Origin of the sequence: Limnobacter sp., from assembly GCF_036405155.1 — a bacterium.
In the GTDB taxonomy this organism is placed as follows: domain Bacteria; phylum Pseudomonadota; class Gammaproteobacteria; order Burkholderiales; family Burkholderiaceae_B; genus Limnobacter.
Genome location: NZ_DASWYD010000004.1, coordinates 131,177 through 154,619, shown reverse-complemented (window position 1 = coordinate 154,619; position 23,443 = coordinate 131,177). Strand labels below are relative to the sequence as shown.

17 protein-coding genes are annotated in these 23,443 nt (G+C 57.7%); 4 read left to right on the top strand and 13 right to left on the bottom strand.

Features of this window, described 5'->3' with window-relative positions; genetic code table 11:
- Positions 1 to 5: 5 nt before the first annotated feature.
- Positions 6 to 728: an ABC transporter ATP-binding protein gene (locus VGE55_RS04595; RefSeq protein ID WP_331130527.1), complete on the top strand. Its 723-nt coding sequence runs from the start codon at positions 6 to 8 to the stop codon at positions 726 to 728.
- Between the two features lie 36 nt (positions 729 to 764).
- Here VGE55_RS04595 and VGE55_RS04590 read toward each other — a convergent pair whose 3' ends face one another.
- The 13 genes from VGE55_RS04590 to VGE55_RS04530 all read right to left on the bottom strand — a co-directional run bounded on the left by VGE55_RS04590 (position 765) and on the right by VGE55_RS04530 (position 19,073).
- The gene (locus VGE55_RS04590; protein ID WP_256764750.1) at positions 765 to 1,256 is read right to left on the bottom strand and encodes an RES family NAD+ phosphorylase; all 492 of its coding nucleotides are present in this window, start codon (positions 1,254 to 1,256) and stop codon (positions 765 to 767) included.
- Complete coding sequence (locus tag VGE55_RS04585) at positions 1,253 to 1,585, bottom strand: MbcA/ParS/Xre antitoxin family protein (RefSeq protein WP_331130526.1); 333 nt, start codon at positions 1,583 to 1,585, stop codon at positions 1,253 to 1,255. Before VGE55_RS04585 ends, VGE55_RS04590 begins: the two co-directional genes overlap by 4 nt.
- A 432-nt stretch (positions 1,586 to 2,017) precedes the next feature.
- Complete coding sequence (locus VGE55_RS04580) at positions 2,018 to 2,395, bottom strand: hypothetical protein (RefSeq protein ID WP_331130525.1); 378 nt, start codon at positions 2,393 to 2,395, stop codon at positions 2,018 to 2,020.
- A gap of 734 nt (positions 2,396 to 3,129) precedes the next feature.
- Positions 3,130 to 5,859 (bottom strand): RNA polymerase sigma factor RpoD, encoded by a 2,730-nt coding sequence (gene rpoD / locus VGE55_RS04575; protein WP_331130524.1) that lies wholly within the window; start codon positions 5,857 to 5,859, stop codon positions 3,130 to 3,132.
- Between the two features lie 298 nt (positions 5,860 to 6,157).
- Positions 6,158 to 7,972, bottom strand: a complete 1,815-nt coding sequence (gene dnaG / locus VGE55_RS04570) for a DNA primase (RefSeq protein ID WP_331130523.1) — start codon at positions 7,970 to 7,972, stop codon at positions 6,158 to 6,160.
- 87 nt (positions 7,973 to 8,059) lie between these two features.
- Positions 8,060 to 8,509, bottom strand: a complete 450-nt coding sequence (locus VGE55_RS04565) for a GatB/YqeY domain-containing protein (RefSeq protein ID WP_331130522.1) — start codon at positions 8,507 to 8,509, stop codon at positions 8,060 to 8,062.
- A 14-nt stretch (positions 8,510 to 8,523) separates the two neighbouring features.
- Entirely contained in the window at positions 8,524 to 8,736 is a 213-nt protein-coding gene (gene rpsU, locus VGE55_RS04560) for a 30S ribosomal protein S21 (RefSeq protein WP_256764755.1), read from the bottom strand.
- A gap of 173 nt (positions 8,737 to 8,909) precedes the next feature.
- Entirely contained in the window at positions 8,910 to 10,154 is a 1,245-nt protein-coding gene (locus tag VGE55_RS04555; RefSeq protein WP_331130521.1) for an NAD(P)/FAD-dependent oxidoreductase, read from the bottom strand.
- Positions 10,141 to 11,100 carry a DNA-binding protein YbiB gene (gene ybiB, locus VGE55_RS04550; RefSeq protein WP_331130520.1) on the bottom strand — a complete coding sequence of 320 codons (960 nt, stop codon included), beginning with the start codon at positions 11,098 to 11,100 and terminating at the stop codon, positions 10,141 to 10,143. The genes VGE55_RS04555 and ybiB overlap by 14 nt, the downstream gene beginning before the upstream one ends.
- A gap of 43 nt (positions 11,101 to 11,143) precedes the next feature.
- Positions 11,144 to 14,002, bottom strand: coding sequence for a molybdopterin-dependent oxidoreductase (locus VGE55_RS04545; RefSeq protein ID WP_331130519.1), 2,859 nt, complete (start codon positions 14,000 to 14,002; stop codon positions 11,144 to 11,146).
- A gap of 2 nt (positions 14,003 to 14,004) precedes the next feature.
- Entirely contained in the window at positions 14,005 to 14,337 is a 333-nt protein-coding gene (nirD, locus tag VGE55_RS04540) for a nitrite reductase small subunit NirD (protein WP_331130873.1), read from the bottom strand.
- A gap of 37 nt (positions 14,338 to 14,374) precedes the next feature.
- A complete protein-coding gene (gene nirB, locus VGE55_RS04535) occupies positions 14,375 to 16,834 on the bottom strand; it encodes a nitrite reductase large subunit NirB (RefSeq protein ID WP_331130518.1) in 2,460 nt (819 codons plus the stop codon).
- 325 nt (positions 16,835 to 17,159) lie between these two features.
- Positions 17,160 to 19,073 carry an alpha/beta hydrolase gene (locus tag VGE55_RS04530; protein WP_331130517.1) on the bottom strand — a complete coding sequence of 638 codons (1,914 nt, stop codon included), beginning with the start codon at positions 19,071 to 19,073 and terminating at the stop codon, positions 17,160 to 17,162.
- Between the two features lie 189 nt (positions 19,074 to 19,262).
- Here VGE55_RS04530 and VGE55_RS04525 point away from each other — a divergent pair, with 189 nt between their 5' ends.
- The 3 genes from VGE55_RS04525 to VGE55_RS04515 all read left to right on the top strand — a co-directional run bounded on the left by VGE55_RS04525 (position 19,263) and on the right by VGE55_RS04515 (position 23,428).
- Positions 19,263 to 20,771: an alkaline phosphatase D family protein gene (locus VGE55_RS04525; RefSeq protein WP_331130516.1), complete on the top strand. Its 1,509-nt coding sequence runs from the start codon at positions 19,263 to 19,265 to the stop codon at positions 20,769 to 20,771.
- Between the two features lie 8 nt (positions 20,772 to 20,779).
- On the top strand, positions 20,780 to 21,844 hold the full coding sequence (gene tsaD / locus VGE55_RS04520) for a tRNA (adenosine(37)-N6)-threonylcarbamoyltransferase complex transferase subunit TsaD (RefSeq protein WP_331130515.1): 1,065 nt from the start codon (positions 20,780 to 20,782) through the stop codon (positions 21,842 to 21,844).
- Positions 21,845 to 21,937: 93 nt separating this feature from the next.
- Complete coding sequence (locus tag VGE55_RS04515; RefSeq protein WP_331130514.1) at positions 21,938 to 23,428, top strand: FAD-linked oxidase C-terminal domain-containing protein; 1,491 nt, start codon at positions 21,938 to 21,940, stop codon at positions 23,426 to 23,428.
- Positions 23,429 to 23,443 lie beyond the last annotated feature (15 nt).

Sequence of the window (23,443 nt, the reverse complement as noted above, 5' to 3'; positions counted from 1 at the left end):
CGACGATGTTATCGATTAAAAATCTGGAAGCCGGGTACGGTCAGGTCAAGGTGTTGCACAACATTTCGATTGACGTACCCAAGGGCAAAGTGATCACGCTGATTGGCTCCAATGGTGCAGGCAAAACCACCACCATGCGCGCTGTGTCGGGCATGATCAAACCCACCCACGGTGAAATCACGCTGGACGGCAAACGCATTGATGCCCTGCCCTCGCACCGCATTGCGCGCCTGGGCCTGGCCCATTCACCGGAAGGCCGCCGTGTGTTTGCCACCATGAGCGTGGAAGACAACCTGATTCTGGGCGCCTTCCCGCGCTACACCGGCAGCCGCAGCAAAGGCGATGTGAAAGGCGACCTTGAAAAAGCCATGGAATTGTTTCCGCGCTTGAAAGAGCGACGGACGCAACAGGCTGGCACCTTGTCCGGCGGTGAACAGCAAATGCTGGCCATGGCCCGCGCCATCATGCTCAATCCAGAAGTGGTGTTGCTGGACGAACCTTCCATGGGCCTGGCGCCGATTTTGGTGGAAGAGGTGTTCAACATCATCGGCCGCCTGAAAAGCCAGGGCGTGACCATGTTGCTGGTGGAGCAGTTTGCAGCAGCAGCATTGAATGTGGCCGACTATGGCTACGTGTTGGAGAACGGGAAAATTTCTGTGCATGGCCCGGCCGACCAACTGAAAACCGACCCGGCTGTGAAAGCGGCGTATTTGGGTGGGGGGCACTGACAGGGCAACGTCATGCTGGTGGGGCCAGGTGCAACGTCAACCCTGCTTACCCTGGCCCGACCGGAACAGTGCGCTGTATTCAAAAGGCCGAACCACCTGAGCGGATATTTTTGACGCAGCAGGATGCAAGGGATTGATCAGTGCCACACACTCTTCTGGAACAATCACAGAAGGCACCAACAAAATGGGTGAGCGTTGGCTTGTTAACCAATCAGACCCAAACTTTGCGCTGGTTTGTCCAGCAGGAATACTCGACCAACCCTTGGGAAGCTTGGCAATGTCGGCCACCTCATGCTGCGCCCACACCGCAGCAGGCACATCAATACTCACCAAAAAGCGATTCAGTGGTAAACCAGCATCATTGATGTGTGCAGCGGTTTCTAGTACTGCCAACGCAATGCTGGGCGAGCAATACAGAACGGGTTGTTGATATGTGTTCCACCGGCCTGGGAACAAGGCTGCCCCAGTGCCGCTCAGGTCGTTTGCAAGCCGTGATCGCGTTTTGCTTGCAATACGCCACAACTTCACAAATAGGCTCCGCTTTGAAGAGCACCCAGCACACGGCACACCAGCTCAATACCTGTTGGTGTATCTAAAAGCTCAGACGGTTTTTGCCCGCCCAAGGCGGGCTGAGGTTGCTCTATCCACTGCCCCAACCACTTCACCACATCAAACTGGTCAGCACTCGGTGCAGTGCTGTCATCCACAATACTTTGCGCAACCGTGATGAGCTTAATCATTCCAATTGCGGCCAAGCCTGCCCGTCCATCCAACACAACACCCGGCGCGGCTTTACGTGCTGCTGTTGCTGGTGGAATGCGCAGCATTTCGTAAATGCGTTTGGATGGGATATCCATTCGCTGAGACAAATCTGCTATCACAGCGCCAGGCACCCCCGCCCGCTCCATCTCGACCAATTCAAGCGGGCTGGCGTCGTACACCGCCCTTACATAACTGTCGATACCACCTTTAGTTTTCGTGGACTGCGCAGATGAGGGAAGCACAGGTTTGGCTTTGCGAGTACGTAAAGTTTTTTGGAGAGCAGTCGTCATGAGAAGCCCCTGCATAATATCAATTGATTATTAATGTACTATCAAATGAGATCAATAGGCAAATTACCGTGTAAAAACTCCGCTGCGAAGGTATTGAGTGGCATCCAGAATTGCCTTAGTTAAATTGAAGATGAGCGTCGGGATTCAAGTCCCGTACAACACGATTTCCAGTCCGTACTGAGGTAGGGGCGAGTTGAAGCAGCCGATCCCAAAACAGAATCATCAGATCGCCCGTCTTCATGACTGGTCCCATGCGTCGATGGTCAGCACGTGGTCCGCACGGCAAGCGGCTATCCGCTCGTCATACAACTCGATTTTGCCGCGCCAGTTGGATGGCATTACGTAGTCATCGCCAATGATGAGGGTTCCGCCGTCGGTCGGCGATGCTGCATCTAGCAATGGCAGCACGTCGCAGGCCTTCGCCGTGTAACGGTTTGGGTAGCCATTACCCGATAGCTTCGCAGCCTTGCCCTGCTCGGCCAGCCGCTCAATCCAGCAGATACCGTCTGCACCGGCTTCCCACTGCGCCAGAGTTGCAGCCATCTTGGTGTCTTGGTCTGCTTGATCGCGTTCTTGCGGGGTATGTGTCGATACGACGATCCACCAACCGATCATGCTGAAACCCTCCACTCTGGGCCGATGCCCGGTTCACATTCTCTTTATGTGGCCATTTGGTCGGCTATGGTTCATGCTTTTGGGCATTGTCAATCGATCTGCTTAGGTCGACGGCTTCAACTTGGCTAACGTATTGCCCCTACTTGGTATCCGTTGGTTTTCGCTCGATGGCCGAAGCGAGGTACTGGAGTTCAGCCACCTTGCTGTGCAGAGAACAGTGTCATCAACAGCGTGAATTTTGGATGTAAATCAACACGTATTTCAAGGAAATGGAAAAGAAAAAACCCCAACCAAATGGTTGGGGTTTTTCGTGTTGGTGGGCCCGCAGGGACTTGAACCCTGGACCAAAGGATTCGGGTTTGTGTGACTTTCGCCACTCCCTGGACTATGCCTTCACCGTAGCTTTCGCCTTAGGTGGGTGCCGTCTAGTCTCTACACCTTCAACGACGCTTTCGCATCGAAGCTTGGCTCGGCGTTGCCGTATGCGTTACCGCACTTAGGGTTCGCCGAATTTGACACCATCCCATACGCCGTTTCCAAACGTACGGCACAACTTAACGCTATGAGTCCTCTGCTCTGACCAACTGAGCTACAGGCCCGAAACTACAGCACCGAAAGCCCCGAAGTGGCAACCTCTCGGTGGGCCGTTCTCTGAACAATACATGCGCCAGACAACGATTTTACTTCCCGCCAAGGTGGGAAAAATTCAGGCCCCGCGAACGGGGCACCAAAACTTATTCGCCTTCCAGGAAGCTCTTGAGCTTGTCGGAACGGCTGGGGTGGCGTAGCTTGCGCAGTGCCTTGGCTTCAATTTGGCGAATCCGCTCGCGGGTTACGTCAAACTGCTTGCCCACTTCTTCCAGCGTGTGGTCGGTGCTCATCTCGATACCAAAACGCATGCGCAGCACTTTGGCTTCGCGGGGTGTGAGCGAATCGAGCACGTCCTTGGTCACAAAACGCAGGCTGCTGTATTGCGCAGCATCTTGAGGCGCCAGGGTCACGCTGTCTTCGATGAAATCGCCCAAGTGCGAATCATCATCGTCGCCAATTGGGGTTTCCATCGAAATGGGTTCCTTGGCGATTTTGAGGATTTTGCGGATTTTGTCTTCGGGCATTTCCATGCGCTCAGCCAACGTTGCGGGGTCGGGCTCAATACCGGTTTCCTGCAAAATCTGGCGGCTGATGCGGTTCATCTTGTTGATGGTCTCAATCATGTGAACCGGAATGCGAATGGTGCGGGCCTGGTCAGCAATCGAGCGGGTAATGGCCTGGCGGATCCACCAGGTGGCGTACGTCGAGAACTTGTAACCCCGGCGGTATTCAAACTTGTCCACCGCTTTCATCAGGCCCACGTTGCCTTCTTGGATCAAGTCCAGGAATTGCAGACCACGGTTGGTGTACTTCTTGGCAATCGAAATCACCAGACGCAAGTTGGCCTCGATCATTTCACGCTTGGCCATGCGGGCCCGGTTTTCACCGGACACCATCTGCTTGTTGATGGCGCGCAGGTCGGTCAATGGCAGTGACACCGCATCCTGAATGTTGCGCAACTTGCCCTGCAGTTCATTGATGGCGGGGATGTTGCGCACAAAAGTTTCAGACCACGCTGCGCTGTGGCCAGAGAATGCATCCACCCACTTGCCCGACACTTCATGACCTCGGAACTGCTCCAGGAAGTATTCACGCGGAATACCCACGCGGTTCACGCAGATGTCATAAATTTCGTTTTCGAGTTTGCGCACACTGTCCACCTGCTCACGCAGGATGCTGCACAGGCGCTCCACTTGCTTCGCCGTGAAACGGATCTTCATGAACTCGTCGGCAATCGCGTCTTTGGCCTTTTTGTAGGCGGCTGAGTTGTAGCCACCATCGCCACGGGCCTTGGCCATTTTGTCGAACTGTTTTTCAATGTCCGCAAATACAGCCAGTGAGTTTTTCTTCAGCTCTTCAAGCTGCTTGGCCGACATGCCAGACGTGCTGCCGCTGCCCTCTTCGCCGTCTTCGCCTTCCTCGTCTTCATCCACCTCGGCAGATGCTTCGGTGTCTTCAACAGGCAGGCTGTCGTCCATGTTGGGGTCAACAATGCCGTCGACCACTTCATCCACAGACAATGCGCCTTCGGCAATCTTTTTGCCCAGGGCCACCACGTCTTCAACAATGGCAGGGCAGGCGGAAATGGCTTGCACCATGTCTTTCAGACCGGCTTCAATCCGCTTGGCGATTTCAATTTCGCCTTCACGGGTCAACAGCTCCACGGTGCCCATTTCACGCATGTACATGCGAACGGGGTCGGTGGTGCGGCCAAATTCGGAATCCACGTTGTTCAGCGCGGCTTCGGCTTCTTCCTCGGCGTCTTCTTCCGAAGTGCCCACCGGGGCATTGTCGTTCATCAACAGCGCTTCGGCATCGGGCGCTTGTTCGTACACGGTGATGCCCATGTCGCTGAAGGTGCTGACCATGGCTTCAATCACTTCGCCATCGGTCACTTCATCGGGCAGGTGGTCGTTGATTTCAGCAAACGTGAGGTAACCACGCTCTTTGCCCATCTTGATGAGCATTTTGAGCTGGGTACGACGCGCTTCCAGCTCTTGCGCAGTGGCGGTGCTGGACGACAAATAGGCTGAGTTGATCAGGGCTTTGTCTTTCGCTTTGGCGCCACGACCGCGCTTGACGGGAATAACGAGGTCCGCTTTTTTTGCATCGCTGTCGTCTTCATCGGTCAGCACATCGCTGTCGAGGCTGTCATCGGCCACACCACCCGCTTCAATGTCCTCACCCTCTTCGAGTTCGGCAGCGGGCTTGCCCGCCTTGGGTGGACGACCACGGCCTTTGGCTGCCACAGTCTCTACAACTTCAACTTCGGACTTGGGTTTGCGTCCGCGCTTTTTTGGGGTTTCTTCAACTGCCATGTCTTGAACGATCGCTTCTTCAGCTTTGGGCGCACGACCACGCTTGGCGGGGGATTCCACCACAGGTGCAGGCGCCGCAGTTTTTTTCGGGCTGGCCTTGGCAGGTTCTGCCTTGGCTGCAACGGGTTTGGCGGACTTGACGGGCTTGTCCACCGGCTTGGATTCTTTGCTGGCCTTCGGTGCTACTTTGGGTGCAACCTTGGGCGCAGACTTTGGAGCGGCTTTCACAACAGCCTTGGCAACAGGCTTGGCGGGTGCTTTTGCGGGCGCCTTGGCCACCGGTTTTGAGGCTGCCTTTGCAGGGGCCTTTACCGGTGCTTTGGTCACCGCTTTCGCTGACGCCTTTGCAACAGGCTTGACTGTGGCTTTCACCGGTACAGCAGCCTTGGTGGGGCTGGGCTTTTTCGCAGCAACGGCCTTGCTCTCAACCACTTTGGCGCTGGCCTTTTTCGCGGTTTCTGCTTTCTGGGTCACAGCAGGCTTTTTTGCACCAGCTTTGGCGCTGGCTTGGGTTGCCTTGGTTGCCTTCTGTGACGAAACCTTCTTCCCTACCATTGACGACGCTCCCTTGTGCTTCGTGGATTGCCCGGCACTGTGATCAGCAGAAACCGGTGAATCTGGAATGTGGGTTTGAGAATGGGCGTTATGCTGCACCGCCGAACGCTTGTTGCCAGACTTGCCTTTGTGGTCGGAATCGGATTTCTGTTCCTGATTTTTCGAAAAAATGTTGAGAATTTTGAACATTGATTCCCTTTGGAACGCCGATTGAACCACTCAACACCGACAAACAGCCGCAGGTCCAGCCCTGTTTGGCTGCACGCTGCGCGGGTAAAACCCGCACTCTAACCCTTAATTATAACTGATTAACTCGCTTTTGTTTGAGTTGCTGGAAACGCTGCATGCATTCGTGATACCACGCCAGCTGCGCCGGGTTACCGGGCAATTGGGCGGTAATCCGCTCCAGCTCTTCCTTGAACCACACCTCACAACATTGATACACGCCAGAACGCAACTCGGTTTCAAAGTCGAGGGAATCGTCCAAACTGCGGGCCTCGCGAAGCACGGCATTGACCCAGTTTTGATGAACTTCGTCATTGAAGGCGTGTTGAAGCCTTGCTTCCAACAAGTTGGGGTCTGTTTTAACTTTTGCAAGCAGATGAATAAAGCTGTGGACTTCGGTCTGTGGTTTTTCCTCACGCTCGTAGAGTTCAACCAGCTCATCGCACACATGGACCAACTGGGGTGCGCGAATGACCCGGGCAGCCAGGCTCAGCAAAGGGGATTTGGCTGCAGGCCTTGGGGGGCTCCAGGTGTTTTCCAGTTTCTCGGCGCGGTACTTTCCCTTGCCTTTTGGCACAAACGGCTCGCGCTCGGCTGTGCGCATTTTCAGGCCTAAATGCTGCGAGAGTTCCACCGGTGTACTGTCCAGCAACTCAGCCAAGCCGCGCAGCATCGACGAGCGCAGCACCGTGGGTTGCATTTGCGCCATCAAGGGCTTTAAAAACGCAATGGCTGCAGCCTTGCCTTCAATCTGTTGCAGTGGGTAATGCTGTTGCAGGTAGCGGGTCAGGAACTGCGACAGCGACAGCGACTGGGCCACCATGGCCTCAAAGGCTTCAGGCCCTTCGGTTCGAATGAAAGAGTCTGGGTCGTGCTCGACGGGCAAAAATACAAAATCAGCCCGCTTGGTTTCATTCACATGCGGCAAACAGGCCTGCAAGGCACGCCAAGCCGCCTTTTGCCCTGCACCGTCACCATCGAATGAAAACACCAACCGGTCGGTTTGCTTGAACAGCTTTTGAACATGCTCGGGGGTGACCGCTGTGCCCAGGGTGGCCACGGCATTTTCAAAGCCCCACTGGGCCAGGGCCACCACATCCATGTAGCCTTCGGTCACCAGCACATAACCCATGCGGTGAATGGCTTGGCGGGCTTCAAACAGACCGTACACCTCAAGCCCTTTGGAAAACACCGGGGTTTCCGGGCTGTTCAGGTACTTGGGCTCACCTTGCCCCATCACGCGCCCGCCAAAACCAATCACTTGCCCTTTGCCGTTGCGGATGGGAAACATCACACGGGCACGAAAGCGGTCGTAACGCCGACCACCCTCTTCCGAAGTTTTGGTGAGCCCTGCCGTGTCCAGCAGGGTGTTGCTGGCGTAGTGGTCCACAATGGCTTCCAGGTTTTGGTAACCATCCGGCGCAAAGCCCATGCCGTAGCGGGCGGCTATTTGCCCTGTCAGGCCGCGGCCTTTCAGGTATTCGATGGCTTCCGGATGTTTTTTAAGCTGGGCCTTGTACCAATTGGCTGCGCGGGTCAGCAGCTCCACCAACTGGTCCCGCTCGGAACGCACCTCGGCGGGTATGTCTGCACCCTTCTCGTAAGGCACTTCCAGCCCCATGCTGCCAGCCAGATGCTCGACCGCTTCCGGAAAAGTGAGGCCCAAATGCTCCATCACAAAGCCCACGGCATTGCCATGCGCACCACAACCGAAGCAATGATAGAACTGCTTGGATGGACTGACTGTGAATGAGGGGGATTTTTCGTTGTGAAAGGGGCAAAGACCCTGCAGATTTGCGCCAGCAGATTTGAGTTGTACGTAACGACCCACCACATCGGCAATGTCGGCGCGGTACAGCAGGTCGTCGATAAAACTTTGTGGAATCATGCCCTGGAGCTGCGGGAGGAATGCGGCTGGCGACCCTGCGGCCAGCGCCAGCAACAGAATACCAATAAACGGTCTTCAGGAGCGGCTTTACAGCGCCGAGAGGGTTTGCTTGATGAGGGCAGACACTTTGCCCATGTCGGCCTTGCCGGCCAAACGAGGCTTGGCTTGACCCATCACTTTGCCCATGTCTTGGGGGCCGGTGGCACCCACTGCAGACACCACCTCGCGGACAACCGTCAAGATTTCATCGTCGGACAACTGGGCGGGCAAGTAGGCCGCAAGCACAGCAGCCTCCGCTTTTTCAGCGGCAGCAGAATCAGGGCGCCCACCCTGTTCAAACTGGACGGCCGCTTCATTGCGTTGTTTGATTTGCTTTTCGATGATGGCGAGAACCGCCGCATCGTCGAGGTCGACCCGTTCGTCGACCTCTTTTTGCTTGATGGCCGCTGAGAGCATTCGAAGCGTGGCGAGCTTGGCTTGCTCGCGGGCCTTCATGGCCTGCTTGATGTCTTCAAGAATTTGCGCTTTCAGCGACATGCGAACAACAGCAATCAATACATTTTCTTGGGCAGCATCTGACTGCGCAGGCGCTTGTAGTGACGCTTAACGGCAGCAGCTTTCAGGCGCTTGCGCTCAGAAGTTGGCTTTTCGTAAAACTCGCGTGAACGCAGTTCGGTCAGCAGACCGGTTTTCTCGATGGTGCGCTTGAAGCGACGCAGGGCAACTTCAAAAGGCTCGTTTTCTTTAACGCGAACGGAAGGCATTCAGGCTCCAATCCAAAATGTGAGCGAATTAACAACTCTAGATCGACTCATTACCAACCCAACAACCCATTGATTTCACTGAATATTTCAGAAAAAACCCGTGCGAAGGGGTAATAAATGACCGCCAGAGATCTGGCAAAGACCGAAACTATACCACTGAAAAGCGTTGTGCCTCAAGCATTTTTGCTCAAAATGCCACGGGCGGCTGCCACGCCGCTGGCCCAGGCCCACTGGAAGTTGTACCCCCCCAACCAACCGGTCACATCCACCACCTCACCAATGAAATACAGGCCGGGAATGCGGCGTGACTCGAGGGTTTTGGACTGAAGGTCGGCAGTGCTCACGCCGCCCCGCATGACCTCGGCTTTTTTGTAGCCTTCCGTACCATTGGGGCGAACAGCCCAAGCGGCCACCGACGCCGCCAAGGGGCCCAATTGCTTCTTGCCCAGTTCAGCCACCTTGCGCTGGGCCCACGGGGCTACATCGGGCAAGGCCAACCAATGTTGAAGCAGGCGGCGGGGCCAATGGGGCAATTGCGCGGCCAACCAGTTGTCTGCCTGCGCCCGGCTGCCCTGGGCTTGCGCCAGCAAATGCGTGGTGAAAGTCTCGGCAGTGTATTCACCGCCGCTCAGGTTCAACGCCAAGGGCTCGCCCGGGTTCCAATAACTGGATGCCTGCAAAATGGCTGGGCCACTCAAGCCGCGGTGGGTGAACAGCAAATCCTCATCAAACCAGGGGGCCTGCGTCTCGCTGCCTCGGCTGCGCACCGGCAAAGCCACGCCCGCCAGCTCGGTCAGCCCACCCCACTGGGCAGCGTCGAAGGTCAGCGGCACCAATGCAGGCCGCTGGTCCACCAAGGCATGACCGAACTGCTTGGCCACGCGCAAACCAAAGTCGGTGGCGCCAATTTTGGGCACAGGCAAGCCGCCCGTGGCAATCACCAAGTGGCGAGCAGTCAATGGACCAGCCGTGCTGTCCAGCCGAAACACACCGTCGCTGTATAGCACCTGCTGAACAGCATGCGGCTTGAGCCAGTGCACCCCACCATCCCTGCACTCGCCGGCCAACATGTCGATGATGTCTTCGCTGCTGCGGTCACAAAACAACTGGCCTTTGTGCTTTTCATGGAATGGAATACGGTGACTTTTGACCAAGGCGACAAAGTCGTCGGGTGTGTAGGCTGCCAAGGCTGCGCGGGCAAAACGCGGGTTGGCCGACACAAAATTGCGCTCAGTCACCACCCGGTTGGTGAAGTTGCAACGCCCACCACCGCTGATGCGGATTTTTTCGGCCAACTTTTCGCTGTGGTCCAGCAAGCCCACCCGCCAACCACGCGCACGGCTGCCCTGGCCAACCTGGGCCGCACACATCAAGCCAGCCGCGCCAGCCCCCAATACCAACACATCAAAGGTTTGCATTCACCACCTGGGCAATGGCGTCCACTTGGCGGGCAAAACCATGCGGCATGGCTTGCGGGTCGGCCAGCCAGCGCTCGATGAGCCGCGCTGTGGCCTGTGCATCAATGTCCGGGTGCGGGTCAGGCTGCTCGGTGAACACGGTCTCGGGCTCGCTGATGCACCAGGTGGCGCCCGCCTTCACGCCGTCCATGCGGGGCACACGGTAAGGCGCTGCCACAGGTTCGCCTTCATGGGCACGCAGCACCAATGCGGTTTGGCCCATGGCCTGCAGCACAGCCCGCTGCAAATGCCAAAACTCGGGGTGGGTGTAACTGGTCACCAACAGGCTGTTGGACAAGGCGACAGGCACCAACAGCTTGACGAGCGTGTGCGTGCAGTTGCGTACACCCAGGCGGTTGCGCAATTCAAGCAAGCGCGCCACTGTGGGGTTCAGTTCAGCCATGGACAGGTAAACTGGCGCATGGGCCATCGGCCACTGCAAGTGCTCAAACACCGCCGCACTGGTCACCCGCGCACCCGACTCGGTGCCCAAGCCGTGCACCAGCACAGGGTAGCCCTGCTGTGCCAGCAAACCGGCCAGCAAGGGGGTGAAGTTGGGCTTGCGCCGCGCACCGTTGTAACTGGGAATGACCACCACAGGCTTTCCAGCGCGCTGGGCCTGCTCATTCAGGCTGCCCAGCACGGCAGATGCGGCATCGCTAGCCACCACGGCATGTTGCGCAATGGCCTGAAGAAAACCGGTGATTTCCTGCTCGGTTTCGCCCTTTACCCGCAATGCAATCAGCACTGCGCCCAGTTCCAGCTCGGGGACATCCCCACGCAGAATGGCTGCATACAAGGCGTGGGCCTGCTCCAGCGGCAGGCTGCGGGCACCGTCTTTGCCTCGCCCAATTTCTTTAATAAACTGCGCGGCGCTGAAGGAAGTGCTCGATGACGATGGGGACATGGCTTGGACAGGCTCGCGGCGTTTAACCGCTGGTGTGGTTATTTCAGGATTGTACCAAGTTGACCTGCATCGCGTGTTGAATCAGCCGTTTGACTTCTGGCACACAAGACCCACACTGCGTGCCACAGCCCAACTCACCCTGCAGGCGGGCCAGGCAACCGGCTGCAGACAAGGGCTCTTGGCTGAGTAAATCGGCACAGCGGGTGGCAATCGACTCTTCAGACACGCCCACACAGTTGCACACCATGCGGACCGTGGTGGTTTTGGCGCCTGGCGGCTGGGCCGTGGGTGCCAGCAAGTAATTGCGCAATGGCAACACATCCAGCTGCTGGTCAAAGTGGTTGCGCAGCCATATTTCAGACTGGATGTCCCCGGCCAAGCAAACCTTTGTCAGCGTGGCCTTGCGGGCATCACCATCGCCTTGCACCTGCAGGCCGATTTTTCGCACGGCGCCGGTTGTTGGGTCGGAGTACGACAATACCTCGGACGCATTGAACTCGAACAACTGCAACAATTGGTTCAGCACTGCAGCCTGGGGGGCTGTTTCACACGCAGCGCGAAACAGCACACCGGGGGTTTCTCGCCCAACCGGCACGCACACGGCTGCGTCAAAATGCTGGAAAAGCTCGCGGGCTTGCCGCCACAAGTGCAGCCAGTGTGGGCTGTGGGTAAACACCACCAGTTGCCACGGCAGGTGGGCCTGTGCAATGTGCACTGCGCTGTGCTTCAGTTCCGGCTGTTTGGAATAGGGGTCAAAGGCTTCAATGGTGAGTGCATTCACACCCGCCACACCGCCCTTGCCACCAAAAAACTCGGGGCCCCAATGCATGGGCAAGGCCGCCTGGTTGGGCGCCACACTGTCATCGGGCTTGGTGCGCAAAATGACCGTGGCCCGGCGGCTTTTCACCCGCACCCAACTGTGATCGCTCAAACCCAGGCGTTTGTAATCCGCGGGGTTAATAGCCAGCAGAGGCTCGGCCTCGTGCGAAAAAAATTCTGGCAGGGTTCCAGTGCGGCTTGCGCCGTGCCATTGGTCCCGCAGGCGGCCGGTGTTCAACTTCCAGGGAAAGCGCGCATCGGTGTCTTCGGCCACGGGCTCGTAGGGAGCAAACACAAACTTGGCTTTGCCACTGGCCGTTGGAAAGCGGAGGTTTTCATACAGGCGGGCAGTGCCCTGCGCAGAACCGGCTGGCATGGGCCATTGCTGTGGCCCCTGGTTTTCCAGCACGGCATAGCTAAGGCCCGTGATGTCGAGGTCACGCCCCCGCGTGGTTTCACGGTGCTCCAGGAAAATATCCTCGGGCGTATTCCAGGGGAACAATGTTTTACCAGGCTCAAGGCTTGAGCCCGGCACACCGTGCAGTTCAAGCGCTTTTTCAAGGCGGCGCGCAAAGTCCACCACAATGGCCCAGTCGTGGCGGGCTTCACCATGTGCCGGCAAGGCTGAACGTACCCGGCTAATGCGCCGCTCACTGTTGGTCACCGTGCCTTCCTTTTCACCCCAGGTGCTGGCGGGCAGCACCACGTCGGCATATTCCACAGTGGCTGGGGTCAGGTAGGCATCTTGCACCACCACCAGCTCGGCCTTTTGCAAGGCGCGCGCCACTTTTTGTGAATTGGGCAGGGAATGCGCCGGGTTGGTACACGCCACCCACACCGCCTTGATGTCACCTTTCTCTAGCCGGTCAAACAGTTCAACAGCCGTGGCGCCGGGTGTGCTGCTGAGCTTCTTCACACCCCAGAAGGCTTCCATTTCCTTGATGTGCGCGGGGTTATTTAATTCCCGGTGCGCGGGCAGCAGTGTGGACAAACCGCCCACTTCGCGCCCACCCATGGCATTGGGTTGCCCAGTTAATGAAAACGGCCCTGCACCCTCGCGGCCAATCTGCCCGGTGGCCAGGTGCAGTGCAATCAACGCGGTGTTTTTGTCAGTGCCTGTGGTGGCCTGGTTCAAGCCCTGGCAATACAAGGAGAGTGTTTTGGGGCTTTTGGCGAACCAGGTGGCCGCCTGCAAAATATCGGCCTCTTTCACACCACAGACCCGTGCCGCCAAGGCTGGCGAATACTCCGCCACACCCCGGGCGTATTCCTCAAAGCCTTCCGTGTGCAGGTTGATGGTGGCCATGTCCAGCCAACCCTGCTGCATCATGATGTTGAGCATGGCATTGAACAACATCACATCGGTGCCGGGCTGAATCTTCAAATGCAGGTCTGCCATTTGCGCCGTGTCGGTGGTGCGCGGGTCAACCACAATCAATTTGTGGTTTGGGTTTTGCGCACGCGCAGCTTCCAGCCGACGGAACAAAATAGGGTGTGCATACGCCGTGTTGGAGCCTGCGATGAATACGCAATCAGCCAAGGCCACATCGTCATAATTACAGGGCGGCGCATCGGCACCCAAGGTGCGTTTGTAGCCGCTCACTGCACTGCTCATGCACAAGCGTGAGTTGGTGTCGACGTTGTTGGTGCCAATCAACGCTTTGGCCAGTTTGTTGAAGGCATAGTAGTCTTCGGTCAACAACTGCCCACTGATGTAAAAAGCCACGCTGTCGGGCCCATGCGTTGCAATCAGCTCGGCATATTTCTGGGCCACATGGTCCAAGGCCACGTCCCAGCTGACCGGGCTCACGGCTTGAGCCCGATCTGTGCGCATCAAGGGTTGGCCCGCGCGAACCTGCCCATACACATTGGCTTGCGCGGTTTCCGCCAGCTTGCTGCCCTTGCTGCACAATTTGCCGAAGTTGGCGGGGTGGTCTGGGTCACCCTTCACGCCAATCAGTTCAATCACATCCCGACCATTGTGCTGCCGCCGTTCGGTGGTCACCACCACACCGCAACCCACGCCACAGTAGGGGCAGGTGGTTTTGGTGTGCATGGTTTCGCCTCCGGTTGCGGCAGTCATGGTCACACTCCCAGTGTCTTGATTTCGTCAACGTTGAGGTGCACCCGGCCATCCACCACTTTCACGGCAAATTTGGCGGTGCAGCCCACATCGGGCTCGCGAGCACAGCCGTCGCTCAAGCCAATTTGCCAATTGTGGAGCGGGCAGGTGACGGTGGTGCCGTGCACAATGCCCTGGCTCAACGGGCCCTTTTTGTGTGGGCATTCATCCAACAGGGCAAACACCTGCTCTTCGGCATTGCGAAACACGGCCACGTCCTGCCCCTTGGGGCGGCGAACAATGCGTGAACCCAGCACGGGGATGTCGTCCACCGCGCACACGTCAATCCATTCCATGGTGATCTCTTCCTTGATTGCATTCATGACAGGGCCCTCATTCAACCACAACAGGGATGGAAATGGGCTTGAACTGGCGAAGATCCACCTGCGCAGCCTCTGGCTTGTGCCATGGGTCTTCTTCCAGGGCCAGCGCAGCTTGAAGTTCAGCCCACAGGGCATTGCGATTGGCCACATCCTCAATCACACGGGCCTTCACATGTTCCATGCCCACTCGGGCCAAGTAATGCACCGTGCGCTCCAGGTACCAGCCTTCCTTGCGATACAACTGCAGGAACGCACCGCTCACGGCCAACACCTCTTCAGCCGTTTTGACACGGCACAAAAACTCAGCCACTTCGGTTTTAATGCCACCGTTGCCGCCGATGTAAATTTCCCAGCCGGAGTCCACACCAATCACGCCCACGTCCTTGATGCCGGCCTCGGCGCAGTTGCGCGGGCAGCCCGACACAGCCAGTTTCACTTTGTGGGGCGCATACATTTTGAACAGGGCGCGTTCAAGGTCGATGCCCATTTGCGTGCTGTCCTGAGTACCAAAACGGCACCACTGGCTGCCCACGCAGGTTTTGACGGTGCGCAGGCCTTTGGCATAGGCATGGCCGCTGGGCATGTCCAGGTCTTTCCACACGCTTTGCAGGTCTTCTTTTTTCACGCCGAGCAAGTCGATGCGCTGGCCACCCGTCACCTTCACAGTGGGTATGTTGTACTTGTCCACCACGTCTGCAATGCGACGCAGTTCGGCAGCGGTGGTTTCACCACCCCACATGCGCGGCACCACCGAATAGGTTTTGTCCTTCTGGATGTTGGCATGTGCCCGCTCGTTGATGAAACGGCTTTGTGGGTCGTCCACTGCCTCACCGGGCCACGAACTAATGAGGTAGTAGTTCACGGCGGGTCGGCAGCTTGAGCAACCATTGGGGGTGCGCCAGTTCATGCCGTTGAACACTTGTTCCTTGGTGGTGAAGTGGTGTTTGAAAATGGCGTCGCGCACCACCTGGTGACCATGGTCTGTGCAACCGCACATGGGCTTTGTTTTGGGCGTGGCCGAGTAGTCTGCACCCGCTGTGCTCATCAGGATTTGTTCGCACAGGCCGGTGCATGAGCCGCACGAGGCACTCGCCTTGGTGTGCTTGCGCACTTCTTCGATGGTGAACAGGCCTTTGGTCTTGATGGCCTGCACAATGGTACCCTTGCACACGCCGTTGCAACCACACACCTCATCGGTGTCGGCCATCCGGCTGGCCTGGCTTTGGCCTTCATGGCCCACGTCGCCAATGTTGCTCTGGCCAAACATCAGCTTTTCGCGAATTTCGCGAATGCTTTGGCCTTCGCGCATCAGCTTGAAGTACCAGGAACCATCCACGGTGTCGCCGTACAGGCAGGCACCCACCAACTTGTCGTCTTTAATCACCAGCTTTTTGTACACGCCGCCAATGGGGTCGGACAACAGCATTTCTTCGGTGCCATCGCCCCCCATGAAGTCGCCTGCTGAAAACAGGTCAACCCCGGTGACTTTCAATTTGGTCGAGGTGACCGAACCTTCATAGCGGCCAATGCCGTACTGCGCCAGGTGGTTGGCACACACCTTGGCTTGTTCAAACAAGGGGGCGACCAAGCCATAGGCCACGCCACGGTGGCTGGCGCATTCGCCCACCGCATAAATCTTGGGGTCTGTGATGGTTTGCAGTGTGTCGCTCACCACCACACCACGGTTGCACAACAAGCCTGCACTGGCGGCCAGCTTGTCGTTGGGGCGAATGCCCACCGCCATCACCACGAGGTCGGCGTCCAGCTTCTCGCCATCGGCAAACTCAATTTGGGCCACTCGGCCATCGGCACCGGCATGCAAGGCTTTCGTGTTTTTGGCCAGCAAAAATTTCAGGCCTTTGTCTTCCAGGCTTTTTTGCAGCAAACCGGCTGCGGTGGGGTCCAATTGCCGCTCCATGAGCCAAGTGGGCAAATGCACCACACTCACGTCCATGCCTTGAATGGCCAAGCCGTTGGCCGCTTCCAAGCCCAACAAACCACCGCCAATCACAATCGCCTTTTTGTAACTTTTGGCGGCCGTCAACATGGCTTCGGTGTCGGCAATGTCACGATAACCAATCACGCCGGGCAAATTGCTGCCGGGTACGGGCAAGATGAATGAATTGGAGCCTGTGGCCAACAGCAGGCGGTCGTAGGCGGCCGAGGTACCGTCCGCGCATTTCACCACGCGCTTCACCCGGTCAATTTCCACCACTTCCTTGCCCACATGCAAGGTGATGTTGTTCTCCTGGTACCAAGCCCAGTCGTTCAACACGATTTCGTCAAAGGTTTGCTCTCCAGCCAACACGGGCGAAAGCATGATTCGGTTGTAATTGGGGTGTGGCTCTGCCCCGAATACGGTGATGTCGTACAACTCGGGTGTGAGCTTCAGCAGCTCCTCCACCACCCGAATACCGGCCATGCCGTTACCGATCACCACCAACTTCTGCTTATGAACAGACATCAGCATTTAATTCACCCAATTCTTAACCAAAAAAAAACGGTGCCCTGCCACCGAAGCAGCGGGACACCGTTGTCCAACTCCGCAAGCACAAGGCTCTTGGAGACCTGTCAATCCACCTGTGGACCGCCGCCGTTGACGGCCCACGACCTTCTATATGCAAGGGGTGTGCCAGGGTTAAATTGGGAAAAATTGCACCGAAAAGAGGATGCAAACCCGCGTTCATGCGCTGGAAGGCTGCATGGGGGTGCACATTCGTCAACTTTGGTGAACTGGGTGGGCACCCAGTTAGTGCAGCGCACCATTCTTTACAGAACGGTGCGCCGGGGATGAATTACTGGCCGCAGAAGCCGGTGGAATCGGTAATGGTGTTGGGCAAGGCCACGCTGGCGCTGACATTCACCGGCACCGGTACGCGGTTAAAACTGGTGAGGAAGACAGGGTTGTAGCCCTGCAGGTTCAAGGTCAACTTGTCACCGGCCTGCAATCGAACAGAGATACCGGGCAATTCCAGCGTTTTTTCGCCGTAACCTTTGATGGGCGTGATTTGGTCATGCAACACGGTTTTTGTACCATCCGCACGCTCAAGTCCCAGGCCGACAAACACCACGGGGGCTTCAGGCGATGCAGGCCCTACAGCCTCTAGCTTGACCGTGGCCTTGGGCACGCCCACGTAGCAACCGGGCAGGTTGGCATTGTTCAGGTTCACATAAACCGGTTGTGCCAGTTGACTACCCTGGGTGGACGACAAGCCCGAGGGCACGCCCAATACGCCCGTGAGCACTTGCGTGGGCGCTGTGAATGCAGAGGCTGCGCGCAAACCGTCCAGCTTGGGCCGGTCTGCCCCTTTGGACTGCACAACAACAGCGGAGGGGTCTGGGCGGCTGTCTTCCAGCACAGCAGCAATTTCAGGTACAGGCACTGGATCAAAGCCCAAGTAGGTTTTGGAATTCGCCTCGTTCTTGCCGATCAGGTTTTGCACCAGGAACTGGAACATCATGTCTTTCAACGGAATGACACAACGGCCTGTGGCCTTGTCATACAAGCCTGCCGGGCATTGGTTTTGGGCTGTTTTCAGCCAAACCAGGCTCTCGTTGAAGGCGTACTTGGCCCCTGTGCCTGCCAATTCACCGGCTGGATCTTTCTGGATTTTCAATGAACTCAGGCTGTGGCCAAACTTCACAAAGAGCAGTTTGCTGTCGGCATTCACCTTGCGGTAGCACTCAAAGTTTTGAAGACCTTCCCGCAGATTGAACAGCACATCGGTGGCACCCTGCACAAAGAAGGCGGGAATACTCTTGAGGGTCATGCCGTTGGGCAGGTTCTGGCTGAGGTCGCAGTACGACACCGAGCCTTGTGAGCCCAAGCGTTTCACAATGGTGTCGTCCACAACACCCGTCGTGTTGGCTTCCACCAAGCCTTGCAGCAAGAACTGGTCATAACGCCCCTTGTTGCTTTGGGCACCGGCGGCCACCAACCCATCCAGATAAGCCGTTTTCGGCACGCCGCCCGGGTTCAGGCTGTAACGCAGGTCATACCAGGTGCCGCCCGGCACCATGGCATCCACCCGGCCATCCAGACCTGCACCAATCAATTGGAATGCACCGCCGTAGCTGCGCCCAATGGTGCCCACCACAGGGTCGGGTGAATTGCCTTTGGTTCTGTAACCCAGGTTGGGCAAGTTTGCTTGAGCCCAGTCCAACACGGTTGAGAAGTCCTTGCCTTCAATGTTGGGGTCCAAAATGCTCACTGTACCGCCCGAGTCGCCATGGCCACGCTGGTCGTAGGAGATGACGTACCAGCCCTTGCGGCCGGCCACCTTGTTCTTCTCGTTGTACGCCAGTTGCAGCACATCAATACCGATCTCAGAAGTCTGCGCCGCCTCGTCAAAATCGAGGCTGGTGGTACGGCTTCCCCCAAACCCGTGCGAATGCAACAACAATGGGGCGGCCTCACCTTTGGCCAGGGTCGGGTAATACACGGTCATGGCGATGTCGGTGCCGTCAAAGGCCTTGATGGTTACCTGCTCTACCTTGGCGGCATGCCCGGTTGCAGCGGCGGTATCTTTGACCTTCATTGGCGTGCTGGCTTCAGCTGGTGTGACCGGAGTGCCTGAACCGCCACCGGGAATAAGCGGCGACTCGGAACCAGACAAACAGCCCGTCAGGCTGACCACGGTGAAGAGGCCCAGCGCAAACCGGCGCAGGGTGATGTTGTGTGCGCCACTGGCGCTGCCCTTGAGAAACATGAACTGTCTCCAGATTGTCATGATTGTTGTGTGTAGGTAATACTCGGTACGGGCTGGCCTAGATTCAGCTGCCTGCGTCGGCTGGCCGACACAACAGAACGAACCCACTTGGGCTTTCCAAGACCCACTCACCCGTCACCCACCCCATGAACTGCCTAGGCTGGCGTTTTATTCATTGCCCACACTGCCATGCCAAAAACCAACAACCTGCTGCTCGGCCCATTGCTGGGCCTTGAGTCCGACACCCATTACACCGTGTGTTTTGCGGTGCCCTCCACCGTGCAGCAAGCAGCGGTGCAGTTCACGATTGGCGGACAGGCAATGAATGCAGCCGCTCAATGCTTAACCACCACTGCACAGTGGGGCTTTTGGCGCGCAGATATTCAAGTGCCGGTCAGCGCAACGGCCCAACAATGTGTGTACACAGTGCTGCTCAATGGGTTGGGTGCCACCAGCCAACAAGGCTTGTCACACTGGGTCTTTGAAGTGCCTGGCAGCAGCCAAGCGCCACGGCTGGCCTATGCGTCTTGCAACGGCTTTTCGGATGCCAAACTGATGAAAAACACCGCACAGCCTTTTGCGTTGTGGGCCAAATTGCTGCAGGACCATGGTCAGCAGCCCTTCCACCTGCTGTTGATGGGTGGTGACCAGGTGTATGCCGACAGCCTTTGGGGCTCAGTCCCACTGCTGAAGCGCTGGAGCGCCTTGCCCAAAGAGCAAAAATGCACGTTGAAACCCAGCCAAAAAGAGCTGGCAGACCTTCAGTCTGCCTACTTCAATCTCTATCTGGAACGCTGGAACGAGCCGAGCACGGCGCAGGCCTTGGCAACCATACCCAGCCTGATGATGTGGGACGACCACGACATTGTGGACGGCTGGGGCAGTTACAGTGACGACTTGCAGCGGTCCGCTGTAATGCAAGCGGCCTTTCAGGCAGCCAATGCGGCGTTTCAACTGTTCCAACTGCGAGGCCGTTTGGCCAACACAACACTGCTGGACCCGCAAGCCACGCACCACTCCGCCCTGTTGAGGTTTCGCGGGCTCAACATACTGGCGCTGGACAACCGCAGCGACCGAAGCCTGAACCGCATCATGGGCGACAACCACTGGCAAACTGTCATCAACACCTTGAACACCCTGATCGGTAGCGACCTGCTGGTCATGAGTGGCGTACCCGTGGTCTACAGGGATTTCTCCTTTGTAGAACAAACGCTGGACACCCTGCCCGGCGACCAGGAATTGACCGACGACCTGAAAGACCACTGGCGGGCCCGCGCCCACCAGGGCGAACGCGCCAGGCTCATCATGCGCCTGCTGGACAACACACGCCAACGCAAATCGGCACTCGGCAAAGCCCGCACTGTACTGCTGTCGGGCGATGTGCATGTGGGCTGCATCGGCGTGGTGCAAGACAGCACCGACGACACGCCCATCAACCTGCACCAGGTGGTGTCGTCGGGCATTGTGCACCCCGCCCCCAATGCCCTGCAGTGGGCGGGCATCGTGGCCATCACCAACGACCGGGAAGAAACCCTGGACGAAAATGGCCACATCCGCAGCCGCATGCTGACCCCGTTTGGCAGCAGCACCTATTTGCGCACCCGCAACTACGCCACACTGCAAGAAGGCACCGATGGCAAGCTGTGGGTGAACTGGGTGTGCGAAAATGGCGACCAACCCCACTACCCGCTGGCCTGAACTCCCCCATGCATGCTGCACCACAACTCGTTCTGGGTTTCGAAAGCTCTTGCGACGAAACCGGTGTTGCCCTGTGCACCACCGAGGGCACCATTTTGGGCCAGGCGCTGCATTCGCAAATTGCCATGCACAAGGACTACGGCGGTGTGGTGCCCGAATTGGCCTCCCGCGACCACATTCGCCGCCTTATTCCCCTCATGAACCAAGTGCTGGCAGACAGCGGCAAAACCCTGCACGACGTGGATGCCGTGGCGGTGACCACAGGCCCCGGCTTGCCCGGTGCACTCATGGCTGGCAACGCCTTTGCCACGAGCCTGGCCATGGGCTTGGGCAAACCGGTCATTCCGGTGCACCACCTGGAAGGGCATTTGTTGTCACCCCTGTTGTCGGCCAATCCGCCCAAATTTCCGTTCACGGCCTTGTTGGTGAGTGGTGGGCATTCGCAATTGATGGCCGTAGAAGGCTTGGGCCAATACACGCTGCTGGGCGAAACGCTCGACGATGCAGCGGGCGAAGCCTTCGACAAAACAGCCAAGATGATTGGCCTGCCCTACCCGGGCGGCCCAGCCTTGTCAGCCTTGGCTGAACAGGGCGACCCCACCCGCTTCAAATTGCCCCGCCCCATGTTGCACAGTGGCAACTTCGATTTCAGCTTTTCCGGACTTAAAACTGCTGTGCTCACCACCGCCATGAAATTGGCAGGTGTGGCCCAGCCGACCGAGACCATGGTGTTGAACCCTCAGGACAAAGCCGACCTCTGCGCCAGCTTTCAGGCCGCCATTGTCGAGGTGTTGGTGAAAAAATCCATCGCGGCCACCCGGGAAAGCCAGCACCAACGCTTGGTGGTGGCGGGCGGCGTGGGTGCCAACCGGCTGCTGCGCGCACAGCTCACTGAGGCGGCCAGCAAACGCGGCATTCAGGTGTACTTTCCTGAGCTTAGCTTGTGCACAGACAACGGTGCCATGATTGCCTTCGCAGCGGCCCTTCGCCTGAAGGCCAACCCCAGCTTGCTCAGCCAACGCAACTACAGCATGCAAACCCGCCCACGCTGCCCCTTGCAAACCGCGCTGTAAGCATTTGCAGGCAAGGCCCCCCGGGCATACACCAATGCTCAAAAACCCCCTTTTTTGGGTATTCTATGGGGCTGGAATTTGGATGTATGCACCATGAACGCCCCCGCCGAACCGTTTACATTGAACAACGCCCTGCGCCAACAGGTCATTGAGGGCCTGAACGGCATTTTGCCGCCTCAGGCCGTGCTGCACGAGGTGGAAGACACCCGGCCCTACGAGTGCGATGGCTTGAGCCTGTTTCGCCAGCTACCGCTGGTGGTGGCCCTGCCTGAAACCGAAGCGCAGGTGATTGCCATTCTCAAGCTGGCGCGGTCGCTGAATGTGCCCGTGGTGGCGCGCGGTGCAGGCACGGGTTTATCCGGCGGCGCGCAGCCGCACCCTGCAGGCATTTTGCTGGGCATGGCCAAATTCAACAAAATTCTCGACATTGATGTGCCTTCCCGCACAGCCAAAGTGCAGCCTGGTGTGCGCAACCTCGGCATTTCCGAAGCGGTTGCGCACCTCAACCTGTACTACGCACCCGACCCCTCGAGCCAAATTGCCTGCACCATTGGCGGCAACGTGGCCGAAAACAGCGGCGGCGTGCACTGTTTGAAATACGGTCTCACCGTTCACAACGTACTGAAGGTGCGCGGCATCACCATCGACGGCGAAGTGGTTGAATTTGGCTCGGAAGCCCCGGACTGCGCAGGCATCGACCTGCTCAACCTCGTGATCGGCTCCGAGGGAATGTTGGCCGTGGTTACGGAAGTGACCGTGAAGCTGGTGCCCAAACCCGCCTTGGCGCAGGTGATTATGGCCAGCTTCGACGATGTGGCCAACGCGGGCAACGCCGTAGCCGCTGTGTTGGCAGCGGGCATTATTCCCGCAGGCTTGGAGATGATGGACAAGCGCGCCAGCCAAATGGTGGAGCCGTTTGTAAATGCCGGTTACGACACCGAAGCCGAAGCCATTTTGCTGCTGGAAAGCGATGGCACACCGGAAGAAGTGGCCGAGGAAATTGAAGCCATGAGCCGAGTGCTCAATGGCTGTGGTGCCACAGCCATCAAGGTGTCGCAATCGGAAGCCGAGCGCGTGAAGTTTTGGGCGGGCCGCAAAAATGCATTCCCGGCGGCGGGCCGCGTGTCGCCCGACTACTACTGCATGGACGGCACCATTCCCCGCAAACGGTTGGCCGACGTGCTGCACGCCATGGCCGATATGGAAAAGAAATACAACCTGCGTTGCGCCAACGTGTTCCACGCGGGCGACGGCAACTTGCATCCGCTGATTTTGTTTGATGCCAACAACCCCGACGAAGTCAAACGCGCCGAAGACTTTGGCGCAGAGATTCTGGAACTGTGCGTGGAAGTGGGTGGCACCGTCACCGGTGAGCATGGTGTGGGCATCGAAAAAATCAACCAGATGTGCGTGCAGTTTTCGCGTGCCGAGCTAGATGCTTTTTTCGCGGTGAAAAAAGCCTTCGACGAACCCGGGTTGTTGAACCCGGGCAAGGTGATTCCCACCCTTCAGCGCTGCGCCGAGTATGGCCGCATGCATGTGCACCACGGCCAAATGCCGTTTTCCGACATTCCCCGATTCTGATTCAGGCCTGGCCCT

Bases quoted from the DNA above. Each gene is read 5' to 3' on its own strand.
- VGE55_RS04530 (WP_331130517.1), bottom strand. From the start codon at position 19,073: ATGTTTCTCAAGGGCAGCGCCAGTGGCGCACACAACATCACCCTGCGC.
- VGE55_RS04585 (WP_331130526.1), bottom strand. From the start codon at position 1,585: ATGGATATCCCATCCAAACGCATTTACGAAATGCTGCGCATTCCACCA.
- dnaG (WP_331130523.1), bottom strand. From the start codon at position 7,972: ATGATTCCACAAAGTTTTATCGACGACCTGCTGTACCGCGCCGACATT.
- tsaD (WP_331130515.1), top strand. From the start codon at position 20,780: ATGCATGCTGCACCACAACTCGTTCTGGGTTTCGAAAGCTCTTGCGAC.
- VGE55_RS04515 (WP_331130514.1), top strand. From the start codon at position 21,938: ATGAACGCCCCCGCCGAACCGTTTACATTGAACAACGCCCTGCGCCAA.
- rpsU (WP_256764755.1), bottom strand. From the start codon at position 8,736: ATGCCTTCCGTTCGCGTTAAAGAAAACGAGCCTTTTGAAGTTGCCCTG.
- rpoD (WP_331130524.1), bottom strand. From the start codon at position 5,859: ATGGTAGGGAAGAAGGTTTCGTCACAGAAGGCAACCAAGGCAACCCAA.
- VGE55_RS04580 (WP_331130525.1), bottom strand. From the start codon at position 2,395: ATGATCGGTTGGTGGATCGTCGTATCGACACATACCCCGCAAGAACGC.
- VGE55_RS04595 (WP_331130527.1), top strand. From the start codon at position 6: ATGTTATCGATTAAAAATCTGGAAGCCGGGTACGGTCAGGTCAAGGTG.
- VGE55_RS04525 (WP_331130516.1), top strand. From the start codon at position 19,263: ATGCCAAAAACCAACAACCTGCTGCTCGGCCCATTGCTGGGCCTTGAG.
- nirD (WP_331130873.1), bottom strand. From the start codon at position 14,337: ATGGAATGGATTGACGTGTGCGCGGTGGACGACATCCCCGTGCTGGGT.
- nirB (WP_331130518.1), bottom strand. From the start codon at position 16,834: ATGCTGATGTCTGTTCATAAGCAGAAGTTGGTGGTGATCGGTAACGGC.
- VGE55_RS04565 (WP_331130522.1), bottom strand. From the start codon at position 8,509: ATGTCGCTGAAAGCGCAAATTCTTGAAGACATCAAGCAGGCCATGAAG.
- VGE55_RS04555 (WP_331130521.1), bottom strand. From the start codon at position 10,154: ATGCAAACCTTTGATGTGTTGGTATTGGGGGCTGGCGCGGCTGGCTTG.
- VGE55_RS04545 (WP_331130519.1), bottom strand. From the start codon at position 14,002: ATGACTGCCGCAACCGGAGGCGAAACCATGCACACCAAAACCACCTGC.
- ybiB (WP_331130520.1), bottom strand. From the start codon at position 11,100: ATGTCCCCATCGTCATCGAGCACTTCCTTCAGCGCCGCGCAGTTTATT.